The organism is Demequina ureilytica (assembly GCF_048553575.1).
Classification (GTDB): domain Bacteria; phylum Actinomycetota; class Actinomycetes; order Actinomycetales; family Demequinaceae; genus Demequina.
In genome coordinates this window covers 233,785-249,387 of record NZ_JBLZIE010000001.1, presented here as the reverse complement: position 1 = coordinate 249,387, position 15,603 = coordinate 233,785, and the positions used below count along the sequence as shown (strand labels likewise).

Genomic DNA, 15,603 nt, shown 5'->3' with positions numbered 1-15,603 from the left:
ACTGGGCCATCACTGGGACGCTACGGCGGTCGCGGGGGCCGGGCCTTTGCCATGCGCGCCAACCGCGTTGCGCTAGGGAGCGGTGATCGGCTCGCCGCGCGCGCCGTCGATGACATCGCGGTCGCCAAGCGGCTCCTCGAGCGTCACCACGAACGGCGTGGGCGGGTTGCCTTGGCAGGTCTGGTCGCCGGATTCGGGCTCGATGCCGAGGGTCACCGTGACCGCCGCCGCGGTCTCCGTGTGAGAGACCAATTCGATGCGCCCGTCCGCGGGCCGGCCTGAGTTGCAGCCGGCCTCCGTCACGAGGAGGTGTAGCTCGGTGGTGTCAGCGCTGGGAGGGGTCGCAGGGTCAAGCTCCACCGTGGGGACGGTGAGGTCACCCAGGTCGATCGTGAGGCTGCAGCCGCCCCCGGCCATCACGTACCAGCCATCGGGAATGTTGGATGCGCCCTCGACGCGGCGCACCTCGAGGAACTCGCGGTAGGTGCTGCCCAGGTCCTCCTGCGCGGCCAACTCCGCGGGCGCCTCCCTCATGATGGCGATGCCGTCCTCCCTGAGCTGGGCCAGGTACCAGGCGTCCGGATCCTCGAGCTCCAGCGGCTTGCCGTCGTCGTACATGGCCGCGTCGAGCATGGCCGCCGCGTCACCGGTGAGATCCGCCACCGGTGTGGCCTCGGCGAGCACCTCCCCGTCCAGGGTGAGGCCCTGGCAGAGGAAGGTCTCCGCGGCGTCGAACGGGACCTGGGCCGCAGGCGAGGACGACGTGGCCGGGGACGACGTGGCCGGGGACTGGGAGGCAGGCGTGGCGGCGGGTTCCTGTGCTGCAGTCGCGCACCCGGTGAGGGCCGATGCGGCAAGGACCATGCTCGCCAGGGTCGCCGTGGTGCGCGGGCGCCGCGAGCGGCGCGTGGCATCGGGCCCGGTGGTGGGCGGTGTCGCGGTCATGGTGTCCCCCTTGCCGGGGAGTATGGCACAGCGCACTCAGCGCCTCACAGTGTTCGCCGCCGCCCGACGACCAACACTGAGCAACTCATGCGGCGCTCAGACGGGGGAGGGCGCGAGGGATCAGGCCGGGGTCATTGTGTACCGCGTCTGCAGGTACTCGTGGATGCCCTCGGCACCGCCTTCGCGGCCCAGCCCGGACATCTTCACGCCGCCAAAGGGTGCGGACGCATTCGAGATCACGCCCACGTTGAGCCCCAGCATCCCGGTCTCGAGCCGGTCGATGATCCGCTGGCCGCGCGCGAGCGATTCGGTGTACGCGTACGCGACGAGCCCGAACTCGGTGTCGTTGGCCATGGCCACCGCCTGATCCTCGGTGTCGAAGGTCTGCATCGCGAGCACCGGTCCAAAGATCTCCTCGGCGAGCAGGTCCGCTCCGTCCGGCACGTCGGTCAGCACGGTGGGGGCGTAGAAGGTGCCCCCGCGGTCCAGCCGCTCGCCGCCGGTGCGCAGGGTCGCGCCCTTGTCCACCGCATCGGCCACGAGGCGGGAGACCTTGTCGAGCGCGTCGTCGTCGATGAGCGGCCCGATCTCCACGCCGTCCTCGGTGCCGCGGCCCACGGTCATGGCCTGGACGCGCTCGGTGACCCGGTCCGCGAACTCGTGGGCTACGGACGCGTGCACGATGAACCTGTTGGCGGACGTGCACGCCTGCCCGATGTTGCGGAACTTCGCCTGCATCGCGCCGTCGACGGCGGCGTCGAGGTCCGCGTCCTCGAACACCACGAACGGCGCGTTGCCGCCCAGCTCCATCGATGTGCGGAGGATCCCGGGGGCGGCCTGCTCGAGCAGCGACGAGCCCACGCCGGTGGACCCCGTGAAGGACAGCTTGCGCAGCCGCGGGTCGCTGATGATCGGCTCGGAGACGGCGCGTGATTCGGAGGTGGTCAACACGTTAAGCACTCCGGGTGGAAGGCCCGCCTCCTCCATGAGCGCCGCGAAGGCGAGCGTGGTGAGCGGCGTCGAGCTGGCGGGCTTGATCACCACGGTGCACCCGGCAGCGAGGGCCGGCGCGATCTTGCGCGTGGCCATCGCGAGCGGGAAGTTCCACGGCGTGATGAGGTAGCTCGGGCCCACGGGGTGGTGCGACACGATGGTGCGGCCGGTGCCCTCGGGGTTCGTACCGTAGCGGCCCTGGATGCGCGCGGCCTCCTCGGAGAACCAGCGCAGGAACTCGGCGCCGTACGTCACCTCGCCCTGCGATCCGGATAGCGGCTTGCCCATCTCGAGCGTCATCAGCAGTGCGAAGTCGTCGGCGCGCTCGGTGAGCAGGTCGAAGGCGCGGCGCAGGATCTCGCCGCGCTCGCGCGCGGGGGTTGCCGCCCACGCAGGGAAGGCCTCGCACGCGGCATCGAGGGCGGCGCGTCCGTCCTCCACACCGGCCGATGCGACCGTCCGGATCACCTTGCCCGTCGCCGGGTCTCGCACGTCCAGAGTCGCGCCGTCAGCGGCGTCTCGCCACTCGCCGGCGATGAGCAGCTGGTCGGGAACGGTCTCCAGCAGGGAGGTCTCGCGGTCGGTCATGACGGCTCCTTCGTTGGTCGTATGACGGGTTCAACGGCGGGAGGGCCGCGAGTCATCCGCCGACCGCGGGCATCCAGCGACACTGAGGGTCCGCCAGGATCCACGGGGGCGCCGAAGCCGACGCTGGGCGCCCCCTGCCGCGCTAAGGCGGAGGGGGCGGGAAGGGGCGGGGCAGGGCTGGGGCGCGGGTGGCAGGCCCGCATAGGATGGTGAGCGGTCGCTTGCCCGCGGCCACGTCGACTGAGGGGCCACACATGAGACTGCCGATGAGTGCGCTGGCGATGGCGGGCGCGGCCGTGCTCCTGGTGAGCGCGTGCGGCTCCGATCCGGAGCCTTCGACCAGCCCCACCGGTCCGAGCGCTGGCCCGACCCCGGCAGTCACGGCGCCGGAGACCTCGGTCAGCCCGACCGCGAGCCCGGTGGAGCTCAACGCGTCCACGATCGCAACGGCGGTCTCCTCGCCTATCGAGATCTACGACGGCCCCGATGGCGACGTGGCGCAGTCCATCGCAGCCGAGGACGTGCTGACGGCTCCCGAGGCGACCCCACTGGTGTTCCTGGTCAAGGATCAGGCCGACGGCTGGCTCGAGGTGTACCTGCCGGTGCGGCCCAACGGCTCGACCGGGTGGGTGCGCGCCGACGACGTCACGGTGGCCAGCACCGACTTCTCCGTCGAGGTGTCGCTGGTGGACTTCGAGCTCACGGTGATGAAGGGCTCGTCGGAGGTGCTGACGGCGCCCATCGGGGTCGGCCGTGAGGAGCGGCCCACGCCGGGCGGCGTCTACTTCATCCGGGAGTTGCTGCAGCCGCCGGACCCCACGGGCGTCTACGGGCCGTACGCGTACGGGCTCTCGGGGTTCTCGCCGGTGCTCGACGAGTTCAACGGCGGCGACGCGATCATCGGGGTGCACGGCACCAACGAGCCGGACCTCATCGGCGAATACGTGTCGAGCGGCTGCATCCGACTCTCGAACGACACCATCACGGAGCTCGTCATGGACATCGGCCTGCCCTTGGGAACGCCGGTGCGGATCAGCGACGAGGCGGCCCCGGTCGACGGCGAGGACGGCTGACCTCCACGTCCGCCCGCGAGACGGGCCGATGCTCGGGCTGGGCTTCGTACCTTCGCTCCGGCCGATGCGTCAGGCGGGCTACCCGCGCACACACTGGCAGCCAGACACGACCCGGCACGCAACTGCCCGGCCCGCGCATCGGCCGCCGGGCAGGACCACACACCCTGTGGCTGGCGCGACCGGCCGGACAAAGCACGACGCCCGCCACCGCGCCGTGAGGCGCGATAGCGGGCGTCAGTGCCTACCGGCTGGTGATCAGCCGGCGTAGGTGGCTACCGCGACGATGGGTGTCGCGGCCGGTGCCTCGAGCGGCGGAGCGCCGAGCACGACCGTGAAGTCCTCGCTGCAGCCGCCGTCTTCCATCTCCGCGTCCCAGAGGAGCATGTCCTCGGTGAGCTCGGATTCTGGAATGGTGCCGGCCTCGAAGGTGCCTTCCTCATCGCCCTCGACGCAGACCTCCACGTACGTGATCTCTTCCTCGTCCTCGAAGCAGTCCGAGGCGTCGCCGGTCCACAGGATGTACTCCGCGGGCAGCTCATCCTCGGTGACCGTCAGGCCGTACCAGGTGTCGCCGTCCTGGGCGCAGATGGTGACGTCGTTGACGGACTCGACGCAGTCCTCGCTGGCGACCGGATCGCCAAGCGGGAAGTTGCCGTCGTCGCGGACGGTGTCCTGAACGAACCCGCCGTCACCGTCGGCGAAGCAGTACGTCGCCTCGTCCGGGGTGCACTCGGAACCGTCGAACCACGGGGTCTGAGTGGGGCTGATGCTGTCGACCTCGGTCATGACCGGGGTGTCCTGCTCGTCGTCCCACAGGCAGATGTACAGCGGCTCGTCGTAGCAGTCCGCTGCGTCGCCAGTCCAGAGGATGTACTCCGCAGGCAGCTCGTCCTCGGTGACGGTCAGGCCGTACCAGGTGTCGCCGTCCTGGGCGCAGATCGTGTACTCGACCTCGTCCTCGACGCAGTTCTCAGCGTCCACGGGGTCGCCGAGCGGGTAAGTGCCGTCGTCGCGGACGGTGTCCTGAACGAACCCGCCGTCACCGTCGGCGAAGCAGTACGTCGCCTCGTCCGGGGTGCACTCGGAGCCGTCGACCCATTCGATGTCGCCCTCGCCGATCTCGGCGACCTCGGTCCTCACCGGAGTGTCGGTCTCAGCGTTCCACTCGCAGATGTACTCCGGAGTGGGCTCCTCGCACTCGTCACCGACGGCGGACTGGAACACCCAGTCCACGACCATGTAGGCGTCGTGCGCGCTCTCGCCGTTCCAACCGTTGCCGTTGGCCTTGAGGTACTCCAGGTACGCCTCGTCCTGCTCGGACTTCACGATGTACTCGTCGAGCTGGAACCAGGTGATGGTGTCGCAGTCGGCCACGATGTCCCAGCAGTCGCGCAGGTCGGTGAACGAGTCACCCTCCATGACGAACTCCTGCGGGGGTGTGAACAAGTCACCGTTGAACAGCGGGTGGCCCCACTGGTCGGTCTGCAGGTCCTCGCCCTGGATCTCCCAGCAGAAGAACGTCGTGTACTCCTCGAAGCAGTCCGCGGCGTCGCCGGTCCACAGGGTGTACTCCGCAGGGAGCTCATCCTCGGTGACGGTCATCCCGTACCAGCCGTTGTCGCCCTCGGCGCAGATCGTGTACTCGACCTCGTCCTCGACGCAATTCTCTGCGTCGACGGGGTCGCCCAGCGGGTAGGTGCCGTCGTCGCGGACGGTGGCCTCGGTGAAGCCGCCGTCACCGTCGGCGAAGCAGTACGTCGCCTCGTCGGGGGTGCACTCGGAGCCGTCGACCCACTCGATGTCGTCGCCGGTCATCGCTGGAACCGTGGTCTTCACCGCGGTGTCGGTGTCGGAGTTCCACACGCAGATCTCGTATTCGACCTCGTCCTCGATGCAGTTCTCTGCGTCGACGGGGTCGCCCAGCGGGTAGGTGCCGTCGTCGCGGACGGTGGCCTCGGTGAAGCCGCCGTCACCGTCGGCGAAGCAGTACGTCGCCTCGTCGGGGGTGCACTCGGAGCCGTCGACCCACTCGATGTCGTCGCCGGTCATCGCTGGAACCGTGGTCTTCACCGCGGTGTCGGTGTCGGAGTTCCACACGCAGATCTCGTATTCGACCTCGTCCTCGATGCAGTTCTCTGCGTCGACGGGGTCGCCCAGCGGGTAGGTGCCGTCGTCGCGGACGGTGGCCTCGGTGAAGCCGCCGTCACCGTCGGCGAAGCAGTACGTCGCCTCGTCGGGGGTGCACTCGGAGCCGTCGACCCACTCGATGTCGTCGCCGGTCATCGCTGGAACCGTGGTCTTCACCGCGGTGTCGGTGTCGGAGTTCCACACGCAGATCTCGTATTCGACCTCGTCCTCGATGCAGTTCTCTGCGTCGACGGGGTCGCCCAGCGGGTAGGTGCCGTCGTCGCGGACGGTGTCCTCGGTGAAGCCGCCGTCACCGTCGGCGAAGCAGTACGTCGCCTCGTCGGGGGTGCACTCGGAGCCGTCGACCCACTCGACGTCCTCGGCGCCGATGGACTCGACCTTGGTCTTCGTGAACTCGTCGGTCTCGGAGTTCCACTCGCAGATGAAGTACTCGGGGTCGGGCTCGCCGCAGTCGAGAGCGCCGGACCAGTGGTAGTCCTGCCCGGAGACCTGGACCCACACGACCGTGTACTCGGCCCAGCCTGGCCAGTTCGGGTGGTCGGCGTAGACCGCGGTGTAGGGGTTGCTCCACGAGTCGTCGTCGTTGTGGAAGTTCAGCGTGATGTTGCTCTCGCCGGCATCGGCGCCGCGAGGCTTGATCTCGACGTTGATGTGCTGGTCCTTGGTGGAGCCCGGATACTCGAACGTCATCGACGCACAGTCGGGCTGGAAGGTCTGCTGCTCTTGCGAGCCCTTACAGACGATCCAGTGCGAGACGCCAGCAGGCTTTCCGCTTGCGTTGTCGGGTGCGTGATAGACCTCGTTGGCGTTGGGCAACTCGTAGACGTTGCGGTCGTTGCCGCCCTTGACGATGAGCACCTCCCAGCGGTCACCCTCCCAGGACTGCACGAACTCCTTGAGCTTGACGCCCTCGTTTCCCTCGGCGTCGTCGGTCACTTCACCGTGACCGGAGTCGCCCTCGCTGTAGTAGCAGGCAACGGCGTTGTCGTACTGGTTCAACCAGTAGTCGGCAGTGTTCTTGTTATCGGATGAGCCTCCGCCGCCGGTCGCGACCGCGGCCGGTACGGCCCATCCCACGAGCGCGAGCGCAGTAGCGCTCAGCGTCACGAGAAATTTGGTTCCTAGCTTCATGACATCCTCCCCAGCACGAGGGATGGATCGCGATGTGCGCGATCCCCTCAACTCCCTCGCCCAATTCGAGATTAGTGACATTTCTCACACTGTCAACGGGAGGGTGTGACTCATGTGACGCCAGTCAACTCATGTGAACCAAGTGACGGAAGTAGTCACGCGTGAACGGAGAGTACGGGCTCATCGTTGAACCCCTAGGGACCTTCGTCATGCTAGCGCCAATGCGGGTGTGAGCGCCATCACTCTCGCCGCCTCGGCGCGGCGAAGGCGGGCATTGGGGCGGGCCTGGGCCCGTGCATGGTAGGCACTCGCTCGTCGAATACCTCAACCAACATTGAGGTACACTGGCGGCATGAGCGCGCCCCCGACGACCGACCGGCGAGCCCTGCTGTCCGCGCTGGCGGACCCCCAGCGGCTGCGCATCGTCGACGCCCTCGCGCTCTCGGACCGCTCCCCCTCCGAGCTGTCCCGCGACCTCGATCTCCCGAGTAACCTCCTCGCGCATCACGTAGGGGTTCTCACGCAGGCCGGAGCAGTCATCAGGCGGCGCTCCGAGGGCGACGGCCGTCGCTCGTACCTCGCCCTCGACTGGGAGCAGCCGCTCGTCGCGGCCACGGCCGCGCACGGAGACGCCGTCGGCGCCTGCCGAGTGGTGTTCGTCTGCACCGCCAACTCCGCCCGCTCGCAGTTCGCGGCCAGCCTGTTCGCACGCCAGTCCGACGTGCCGGTCGCCTCGGCCGGGACCGCGCCGGCGCCCTTCGTGAATCCGTATGCCGTCGCCGAGCTCGCGCGCCACGGCCTGCAGCCGCTGTCCTACGTCCCTACCGCCCTCGCCGCTGATCGCCGGGAAGGCGACCTCGTCATCACCGTGTGCGACAACGCGCGCGAAACCCTCGACGGCGACGCCGCCCTGCACTGGTCCGTGCCGGACCCAGCCCGTGCATCGGACGATTCCACCGCCCAGGCCTTCGCCCAAGCCTTCATTGAGATCCAACCCCGCGTGCAGCGCCTCGCTGCCGCTGTCACGAATGGAAGTTAAGCCATGAGCCACCTCAAGCGCCTCGAGACCTTCTCGATCGACCAGACGTACGCCCTCGAGACGGCCGCCCGCCAACTCGAGTCGGAGTTCGTCGGCACCTTCAATCGCGAGACCATCGAGAAGTTCCTCGCCACCTCTTACGACCAGTTCTCCGGCCGCGCGACCGTGGTGAACTACCTGCCGCTGCTTGCCGAGCGGTTCGCGCGCCAGCGCCTGCACGCGCTCAGCCGCATCGAGAACGAGACCCGCGACGGCAAGCCGGTGGTCCTCTTCCTGTGCGTCCACAACGCGGGCAAGTCGCAGATGGCGCTCGGCTTCATGAAGCAGCTGGCGGGCGACCGTGCGATCGGCTGGTCCGGCGGCTCCGAGCCGGGCCTCACGCTTAACGAGCACTCCGTGGCGGCCATGCGCGAGGTCGGCATCGACATCTCGGGCGAGTTCCCCAAGCCGTGGACCGAGGAGACCCTCAAGGCGGCCGACGTGGTGGTCACCATGGGCTGCGGCGACGCCTGCCCCGTGTATCCGGGCAAGCGCTACCTCGACTGGGAGATCGACGCGCTGCCGGGCACGAGCATCGAGAACGTGCGGCCGGTCCGCGACGAGATCGAGCAGCGGGTGCGCGGCCTGCTCGAGGAGCTGGGCGTGGAGATCGAGGAGAAGGCTGCGGCTTCCTGACCGCCTCGCCTTCTACGCAGCCTCCTGCGTAGTCACCATGGCCACTTTTCGAGGCCTCGTGCGCGCTACGTAGCCGTCAGGGCCGATCGGCGCCCGTGAAAGAATGACGGCGTGACCGCCCCTGCGCCTGAGACCACGGACCTCGCGGCTCACCTGCGCGCACACATCGACGGCGAGGTCGACGACAACACCCGCCGCCGCGCCGAGTACTCCTCGGATGCCTCCAACTATCGGGTGCCCCCGGCCGTGGTGGTCTTCCCGCGGGACGGTGACGACCTCGCCGCGACCTTGGAGGCCGCCCGCACGGCCGATGCGCAGGTCACCATGCGCGGCGGCGGCACCTCGGTCGCCGGCAACGCGATCGGGCCGGGCGTGGTCATCGATGTGAGCCGCCACCTGAACAAGATTCTTGAGGTCGACGCCGAGGGCGGCTCGGCGCGGGTCCAGCCCGGCGTGGTGCTCTCGGAGCTGCAGAAGGTCGCGGCGCCGCACGGGCTGCGGTTCGGCCCGGACCCGTCGACCACCAACCGCGCCACGCTGGGCGGGATGATCGGCAACAACGCATGCGGCCCTCACGCGGTCGCGCATGGCAAGACGGCGCAGAACGTCTTGGGTTTGCAGGCGATCACGGGCGACGGTCGGGTGCTGGCCGCGGGCCCACGGACGGCCGATGCGGTCGCCGGGTTGAGCGACCTCGTCCGGGCCAACATGGCTTTGATCCGCACGGAGTTCGGTCGGTTCGACCGGCAGGTGAGCGGCTACAGCCTCGAGCACCTCCTGACGGAGAACGGGGCGGACCTGGCCAAGTTCCTGGTGGGCACCGAGGGCACACTCGCGACCACGGTCGAGGCCACAGTGCGCCTGGTGCCGATCGCCCCGGTCCGGCTGACGGCCGCCCTGGGATATGCGGACATGCCTGCGGCGGCCGACGCCGTGGTGCCGATCATGAAGCACGGCCCCCACGCGGTCGAAGGGTTGGACGCGCGGCTGGTCGATCGGATCCGGCTGGCGAAGGGCGCGCAGGCGATCCCCGACCTGCCGCCGGGCGGGGGCTGGCTGTTCATCGAGGTGGGCGCGGACACCGAGGCGGAGGCGCGGTCGATCCTTGCCGGCCTGCTCGCCGACTGCGGCACCGACTCCGTGCGCGTGCTCGAGGACCCGCGCGAGGCGGCCCGGCTATGGGCGATCCGCGCCGACGGGGCTGGTCTCGCGGGCCGGAGCGCCGACAACAAGGAGTGCTGGCCGGGCTGGGAGGACGCGGCGGTCCCGCCGGAGCACCTGGGCACCTACCTGCGCGAGTTCGATTCGCTCATGGCCTCGCACGGGGTGACGGGTCAGCCGTTCGGACATTTTGGGGACGGCTGCATTCACGTGCGGCTCGACATTCCGCTGCAGCACGACGGCCGACCCTTGCGCGCGTTCATGGAGGACGCGGCCGCGCTGGTGGCCTCGCACGGCGGATCACTGTCGGGGGAGCACGGCGACGGTCGGGCCCGCGGTGAGCTGCTCAAGGCCATGTACTCGCCCGAGGCGATCGCGCTGTTCGGCCAGGTCAAGGCCCTGTTCGACCCACGCGGCCACCTGAACCCGGGCATCATCGTCGACCCGGCGCCGTTGGATCAGGACCTGCGCCGGCCCGCCGCGCCCCGTACGAAGCCCAGCAGCGGAGGCCTCGCCTTTGCTCACGATCACGGCGACCTGACCGAGGCGGTCCACCGCTGCACGGGCGTGGGCAAGTGCCGGGCCGATGCGATCGGCTCGGGCTCGGGATTCATGTGCCCCAGCTACGCGGCGACGGGGGACGAGAAGGACGTCACGCGCGGACGAGCTCGGGTGCTCCAGGATGCGATCAACGGCACGCTCGTGGGCGGCCTCACGGCGCCGGAGGTGCGCGAGAGCCTGGACCTGTGCCTCAGTTGCAAGGCGTGCAGCTCGGACTGCCCCTCGGGCGTGGACATGGCGGCCTATAAGGCCGAGGTGCTGCACCGGTCGTACAAGAACAAAGTAAGGCCGATGACTCACTACAGCATCGGCTGGCTGCCGCGCTGGCTCAAGGTGGTCGGCGTCGCGCCGAGGCTCGTCAACGCGCTGCTCCGTCCGGCGTGGATCCAGAAGTTTGCGGTGGGTGCGGCGGGCATGGACACGCGCCGCCGCTTGCCGGTCTTCGCGGCGACGCCCTTCCGCCGCACCGAGGTGGCGAAGTCGCATCGACCGGTGGGGCCTGGCGCTTCGGCGGCTGGGGCTGGCTACAAGGCGGCGCCCGACATTGACAGCGTGGCCGGGTTGAGTGCGCAGGTTTCGGGTGGGCGCGGGTCGGCTGGGTCCGGCATCGGCGGCGCTAGCGGTGCGCAGTCCGCTTCCGAGCTGGTGGGGTACACAGCGGCCCAGGACGGCGGCAGCGGGGTTGGGTCTGGTGCTCCAGGTTCGGCGAGCCCAGCAGAGCGCGGCTCGGCTCGCTCCGGCGAACCTCAGGCGGGCCAGTCCAGTTCGGCGGCTGGCGACAAGGTGGCCCTGGACGGCGGGAGCGGGACCCAGTCGAGCGCTCATCGTTCAGTAGGCCAGGAGTCGCCTCGCGCAGACGCGGGGCGCGGGATCGAGCCCGGCGCCGAGGGTTCGGCTTCATCCGCCACCGACGTCCCCACGCCAGCGGCAGGCACGGAGGCGGAGGTTCTCAGTGCGGTCCGTCCCGGCTCGCCCGCCTTTGATGCCGCGCAGTTGGACGACACAGCGCAGACGGACGGCAGTGCATCGGCCGAGGCAGGCAAGGCCCCCACCCGACAGCGTGTGGTGCTGTGGGCCGACAGCTTTACCGACGGACTCGACCCCGAGGTTCCGACGGCGATCATCCGGGTGCTCGAGGCGGCCGGGCTCGACGTGATCGTGCCCCGCGAGCAGGCGTGCTGCGGCGTCACGTGGATCAGCACCGGGCAGCTCGACGGCGCCCGGCGACGCATGAGCGACCTGCTGAAGGTGCTGGGCCCCTTCGCGATCAACGGGATCCCGATCATCGGTGTCGAGCCGAGCTGCATCGCCACGCTCCGCTCCGACCTGCTCGAGCTGCTGCCCGACGACCCGCGCGCCGTCGCGGTCGCGAGCCACACCTTCACGCTCGCCGAGGTCCTCACCGGCCAGGCGCCGGTGAAGCCCAAAGACGGCTGGAAGGCGCCGAGCCTCGCCGACGTCTCGGCCGTGGTGCAGCCGCACTGCCACCAGTACTCGGTCGTGGGGTTCGGCGCCGACCGCGAGCTCATGCGGGACCTGGGCGCGACCGTCACGGAGGCCTCGGGCTGCTGCGGACTGGCCGGCAACTGGGGCACCGAGAAGGGCCACTACGACGTCTCGGTCAAGGTCGCCGAGAACTCGCTGTTGCCGGCCCTGCGCGACGCACCCGAGGACAGCATCTTCCTCGCGGACGGCGTCAGTTGCCGCACTCAGGCCGACGACCTCGCCGGGATCCGCGGCCGCCACCTCGCCCAACTGCTCGCCGAAAGGCTCTAGCCGACGATGCGCCGGCGGGGCAAGGCGGCGATCGTCGTCGTCGCAGTGGCCATCGTGCTTGTCGTCGTCGGGATTCCGATTCTCGTCACGCCCGCCACCGACGACCCCGGCACGGTCAACGTGGACGTCGCCTACGTGATCGGCCCACCCACGGACGCCCGCATGGAGGTGGCCTACGACTTGATCGCAGACGGCCGCGCCGAGGCGCTGCTCGTCTCGCTCGACCCCGAGGAGAGCGACCGCTGGACCGAGGCCGCGCGGGCCTGCGGGCTCGACGGAAGGGCTGAGGGAATCGGCGCAGGGGCCGAGCGCACCGCCGAGGCGGTCGGCTCTGCCGGCGCGGGGGCCGAGCGCACCGCCGAGGCGAGCGGGTCTGCGGGCGCGGGGGACAAGCTCACCAACGAGGCTGCCGGGTCTGCCGGCGCGGAGAACTCGGGCACCGGTCCGGACGCTCCCGAGGCTCCGCTCGACCTTGAACCCGGAATCCCGGTGCTGTGCTCGAAGCCCGACCCCTTCACCACGCGCGGTGAGGCCCGCTGGCTCGAGGACGAGATGGTCGAGCACGGCTGGGACTCGGCCGCCGTCATCACTCTCACTCCCCACATCTCTCGAGCGCGCATGATCATGGAGCGCTGCGACACGGGCGACATCGCCATGGTGGACGTGGGGGAGAGTCTGGCCCCTTGGTACTGGGCCTACATGTACGCCTACCAGACCGCGGGCTTCACCAAGGCGGCGATCCTCCAGGGCTGCTGAGCTCGCGCCCGGAAACGGGCAGAGTTCACCCAGCATCGGGACTCACGGGTTCGTCAAACAACCCCAGTTCCAACTCCGAGTCAGCCCCGTCCTCGTCGCCGGGTCCGTCGGCGTCGTCAGGCCCGTCCTCATCGTTAGGCCCGCGCGGCGACCCCGCCGCGACCAGCTGTTCTCGTTCTTCGGGCGTGACCCCGAATCGAGCACGGCCACCCAGCCGCGGAGTCCTTGCCGGATCCACCTCCGCTGGCGGGATGAACCACACCTGGTCGTGGGTGGTCTTGATGCCCCAGTCGTTTCCATGCACCGTGTGGTGGCAAGCGACGCACAACATTACGCCGTTCGAAAGGTCCGTGCGCCCGCGGTCCCGGTCCCACCACTTGATGTGATGGGCCTCGCAGTGGCTCGGGGGCGCCCCGCACATCGCGCAGCCGCCGTCCCGCTCAAGGAATCCGGTTCGCTGCGCCCGGGAGAACCGGCGCCACTTGCGGCCCACGTCGAGCACCTCGCCCTTGCCGCCGAGCACCACGGGGATGTACTGCGCATCCACGCCCAGCCGCCGCAGCTCCGAGACGGGGATGACGCCGTCACCGCCCTCGACCTCGGCCGCACCCACGCCCCGGCGCAGTTCGTCCAGCCCGATCCGCACCACCACAGTGGTGGACGCGCGCGAGATCGGCGCCTTGCTGCACCCGAGCATGTGACGAGCAAAGGTGCTCAGGGCATCGGCCCGGATCTGTCCCACCGTGCGGTTGTCGGGCGCCAGGGGGTCAGGATCGTCCCGCCGCATACGGAACGCCCGCTTGACCATCCCCTCGATGGCCGCGCGCAGCGGCGCCGCGCTCACCGGATCGAGCCGGCCACGAATCTCCACCATGCCGTCGCTCTGCTCGGTGAGTAGCAGGTAGCGGTCGGCGGCCATGTTCTTCTGGCGCTCCTCGGCGGCTTCGGCGCGCAGCCAGGCCAAGTGCCGGCGCACGACCACCCGGAACTTCTCGGTAGAGAGCCCCGGGGCCTTGGCCACCAGCAGCCGCTCCGTCTCCGCCACCACCTCGCGCGTCACCATCTCTCGCACGGAGTCGAGCATCCCGGTGATCGCGCGAGCGGACTCCACTCCGATGCGCCCCTCCGCCAACGCCCGCGCCACCGCCGGGTATACCGGCTCCTCGGGCTCGGGCGGCGGCGCCCCGGTCGCCAAGGCCTCGAGCTCCTTGCGTTCCTGGGCCTCGGCATCGGCCATCGCGCGCCCCACGTCGATGAGCGTGCGGGCATCACGCCGGGAGCCGCCCGTCTGGTTGGCCAGCATGTCCGCAGGGTCTGTGAACCCGCGCTTGCGCGACAGTCCGGTCGAGCCCAGGTCAGGCGTCGAGCGCCGCCCGATCTCCGCGCTCGTGGGCGCCATGCACAGGTCCCACGACTTCTTCACGCCCGCGAGCTCCCCGTGCACCTCCATGAGGAGGTCCTCGTTGAGCTCGCGAACACCGGGGCCGGCCAGCGGCCCGCGCGCCTTGTCCATCAGCCGGTGCGCCTCGCGGAGCACGCCGACGAGCTCGGCCCAGTCGTCCTGGACCGGCGGGGCGGACTCGGTGGTCGTGGTCATGAGGCAAGTCAAACACCGACCTCTGACATTGAATAAGCCCTGGCAGAATACTGTGGACAAGACAAGTCCGGCACTGCCTGGGGACGGCTAGAAAACCGGGCCAACGAACCCACGCAAACCCGACCCCCGCATCGGCTGGCTACCCTGAACCCGTGAAGCCGCGAACCCGCCCAGCCAAAGCACTAGCCGCCGCAATAGCGCTAGCCGCGACCGCATCGGCCGCCTTGACAGGTTGCGCCATCCGGCAGCCGGTCGACATGCCTGCCCCGGCCGAGTACGAGCAGCAGCTGCTCGACCAGATCAACGCCATGCGCGTACAGGAAGGCGTCGGGCGCCTGACAACAAGCGACTGCATGACCGGCCACGCCCGCGACCGCGCCGCCGACCTGCCGGGCGCAGAGACCGTCCCTCGCGAGGAGCTCCCGGCCGATTGCGGCGACTTCGACTACGCGGGCGAGAACGTGTCGCGCTCGGACCAGAGCGCCGCGGAGGTGGTCGACACGTGGGCTGCGGACGACCTGCAGTTGCCCAACCTCATCGACCCACTGTTCGAGCGCGCGGGCGTGGGCTGCGTGGGCGTCTCGTTCGAGGACACCAACCGCGCCGTCGAGCCGGGCGAAGAGATCGCCGGGATGGCGTGCTCGGTGATCTTCCAGGGGTACGTGGAATGACATTCGGCCGAGCGAAAAGTGGCCTGGCAACGGCACTTGCCTTCGCCGTGGCAACAGTAGGGTGCGCCGGCCCTGAGCAGTCCCTCCTCGAGCCGGAGACCTACGCCCAGCAGCTCTTCGAGGGCACCAACGAGGAGCGCGCCGCCCAGGGCCTCGACGAGCTCGAATGGAGCGACTGCCTGGTCGAGCCCGCCACCGAGCGCGCGCGGGACGCCGCGGACGCCGACTCCCTCGAGCACCAGGTGCTGTCGCTCGACTGCGCGGAGGGGGCGATCGCCGGCGAGAACCTGTCGCGTGCGGACGTCGAGCCGCAGGAGATCGTGAACCGCTGGATGAACTCGGCGGGGCACCGGGCGAACATCGTCAACGAAGACTTCGCGGTGGGAGCGGTCGGGTGCGTCGCGGACGACGGCCTCATGACCTGCTCGTGGCTGGCGCACGGCGAGCCCGACAGCGACGGCGGCGCCATCAGTTAGACCCTCGCCAAAG

General features: G+C 69.7%; 11 protein-coding genes. 7 read left to right on the top strand and 4 right to left on the bottom strand.

From position 1 onward, the window contains the following. Positions 1 to 72: 72 nt before the first annotated feature. Both ACNI3K_RS01060 and ACNI3K_RS01055 read right to left on the bottom strand, forming a co-directional pair. On the bottom strand, positions 73 to 945 hold the full coding sequence (locus tag ACNI3K_RS01060; RefSeq protein ID WP_419390008.1) for a hypothetical protein: 873 nt from the start codon (positions 943 to 945) through the stop codon (positions 73 to 75). Between the two features lie 120 nt (positions 946 to 1,065). Next, the gene (locus tag ACNI3K_RS01055; protein WP_419390007.1) at positions 1,066 to 2,526 is read right to left on the bottom strand and encodes an NAD-dependent succinate-semialdehyde dehydrogenase; all 1,461 of its coding nucleotides are present in this window, start codon (positions 2,524 to 2,526) and stop codon (positions 1,066 to 1,068) included. Between the two features lie 254 nt (positions 2,527 to 2,780). On the opposite strand from ACNI3K_RS01055, the gene ACNI3K_RS01050 reads away from it, so the two are divergent. Next, on the top strand, positions 2,781 to 3,599 hold the full coding sequence (locus ACNI3K_RS01050) for a L,D-transpeptidase family protein (protein WP_419390006.1): 819 nt from the start codon (positions 2,781 to 2,783) through the stop codon (positions 3,597 to 3,599). A gap of 255 nt (positions 3,600 to 3,854) precedes the next feature. On the opposite strand, the gene ACNI3K_RS01045 is transcribed toward ACNI3K_RS01050, so the two are convergent. Next, complete coding sequence (locus ACNI3K_RS01045; RefSeq protein ID WP_419390005.1) at positions 3,855 to 6,878, bottom strand: hypothetical protein; 3,024 nt, start codon at positions 6,876 to 6,878, stop codon at positions 3,855 to 3,857. Between the two features lie 352 nt (positions 6,879 to 7,230). On the opposite strand from ACNI3K_RS01045, the gene ACNI3K_RS01040 reads away from it, so the two are divergent. The 4 genes from ACNI3K_RS01040 (at position 7,231) to ACNI3K_RS01025 (ending at position 12,846) form a co-directional block, all read left to right on the top strand. After that, the gene (locus ACNI3K_RS01040) at positions 7,231 to 7,917 is read left to right on the top strand and encodes an arsenate reductase/protein-tyrosine-phosphatase family protein (RefSeq protein WP_419390004.1); all 687 of its coding nucleotides are present in this window, start codon (positions 7,231 to 7,233) and stop codon (positions 7,915 to 7,917) included. 3 nt (positions 7,918 to 7,920) lie between these two features. Further along, the gene (locus ACNI3K_RS01035; protein ID WP_419390003.1) at positions 7,921 to 8,592 is read left to right on the top strand and encodes an arsenate reductase ArsC; all 672 of its coding nucleotides are present in this window, start codon (positions 7,921 to 7,923) and stop codon (positions 8,590 to 8,592) included. 111 nt (positions 8,593 to 8,703) lie between these two features. Further along, positions 8,704 to 12,090, top strand: a complete 3,387-nt coding sequence (locus ACNI3K_RS01030) for an FAD-binding and (Fe-S)-binding domain-containing protein (protein ID WP_419390002.1) — start codon at positions 8,704 to 8,706, stop codon at positions 12,088 to 12,090. A 6-nt stretch (positions 12,091 to 12,096) separates the two neighbouring features. Then, complete coding sequence (locus ACNI3K_RS01025) at positions 12,097 to 12,846, top strand: YdcF family protein (protein WP_419390001.1); 750 nt, start codon at positions 12,097 to 12,099, stop codon at positions 12,844 to 12,846. 25 nt (positions 12,847 to 12,871) lie between these two features. Here ACNI3K_RS01025 and ACNI3K_RS01020 read toward each other — a convergent pair whose 3' ends face one another. Further along, positions 12,872 to 14,443 carry an HNH endonuclease signature motif containing protein gene (locus ACNI3K_RS01020; protein WP_419390000.1) on the bottom strand — a complete coding sequence of 524 codons (1,572 nt, stop codon included), beginning with the start codon at positions 14,441 to 14,443 and terminating at the stop codon, positions 12,872 to 12,874. Between the two features lie 257 nt (positions 14,444 to 14,700). Between ACNI3K_RS01020 and ACNI3K_RS01015 the strand changes: the two genes are divergently transcribed. Together ACNI3K_RS01015 and ACNI3K_RS01010 are read left to right on the top strand one after the other, a co-directional pair. After that, positions 14,701 to 15,114: a CAP domain-containing protein gene (locus ACNI3K_RS01015; RefSeq protein WP_419389999.1), complete on the top strand. Its 414-nt coding sequence runs from the start codon at positions 14,701 to 14,703 to the stop codon at positions 15,112 to 15,114. 47 nt (positions 15,115 to 15,161) lie between these two features. Next, entirely contained in the window at positions 15,162 to 15,590 is a 429-nt protein-coding gene (locus ACNI3K_RS01010) for a CAP domain-containing protein (RefSeq protein ID WP_419389998.1), read from the top strand. Positions 15,591 to 15,603: the final 13 nt, after the last annotated feature.

Coding starts and splice junctions, on each gene's coding strand:
- ACNI3K_RS01060 (WP_419390008.1), bottom strand. CDS start 945: ATGACCGCGACACCGCCCACCACCGGGCCCGATGCCACGCGCCGCTCG.
- ACNI3K_RS01055 (WP_419390007.1), bottom strand. CDS start 2,526: ATGACCGACCGCGAGACCTCCCTGCTGGAGACCGTTCCCGACCAGCTG.
- ACNI3K_RS01050 (WP_419390006.1), top strand. CDS start 2,781: ATGAGACTGCCGATGAGTGCGCTGGCGATGGCGGGCGCGGCCGTGCTC.
- ACNI3K_RS01045 (WP_419390005.1), bottom strand. CDS start 6,878: ATGAAGCTAGGAACCAAATTTCTCGTGACGCTGAGCGCTACTGCGCTC.
- ACNI3K_RS01040 (WP_419390004.1), top strand. CDS start 7,231: ATGAGCGCGCCCCCGACGACCGACCGGCGAGCCCTGCTGTCCGCGCTG.
- ACNI3K_RS01035 (WP_419390003.1), top strand. CDS start 7,921: ATGAGCCACCTCAAGCGCCTCGAGACCTTCTCGATCGACCAGACGTAC.
- ACNI3K_RS01025 (WP_419390001.1), top strand. CDS start 12,097: ATGCGCCGGCGGGGCAAGGCGGCGATCGTCGTCGTCGCAGTGGCCATC.
- ACNI3K_RS01020 (WP_419390000.1), bottom strand. CDS start 14,443: ATGACCACGACCACCGAGTCCGCCCCGCCGGTCCAGGACGACTGGGCC.
- ACNI3K_RS01015 (WP_419389999.1), top strand. CDS start 14,701: ATGCCTGCCCCGGCCGAGTACGAGCAGCAGCTGCTCGACCAGATCAAC.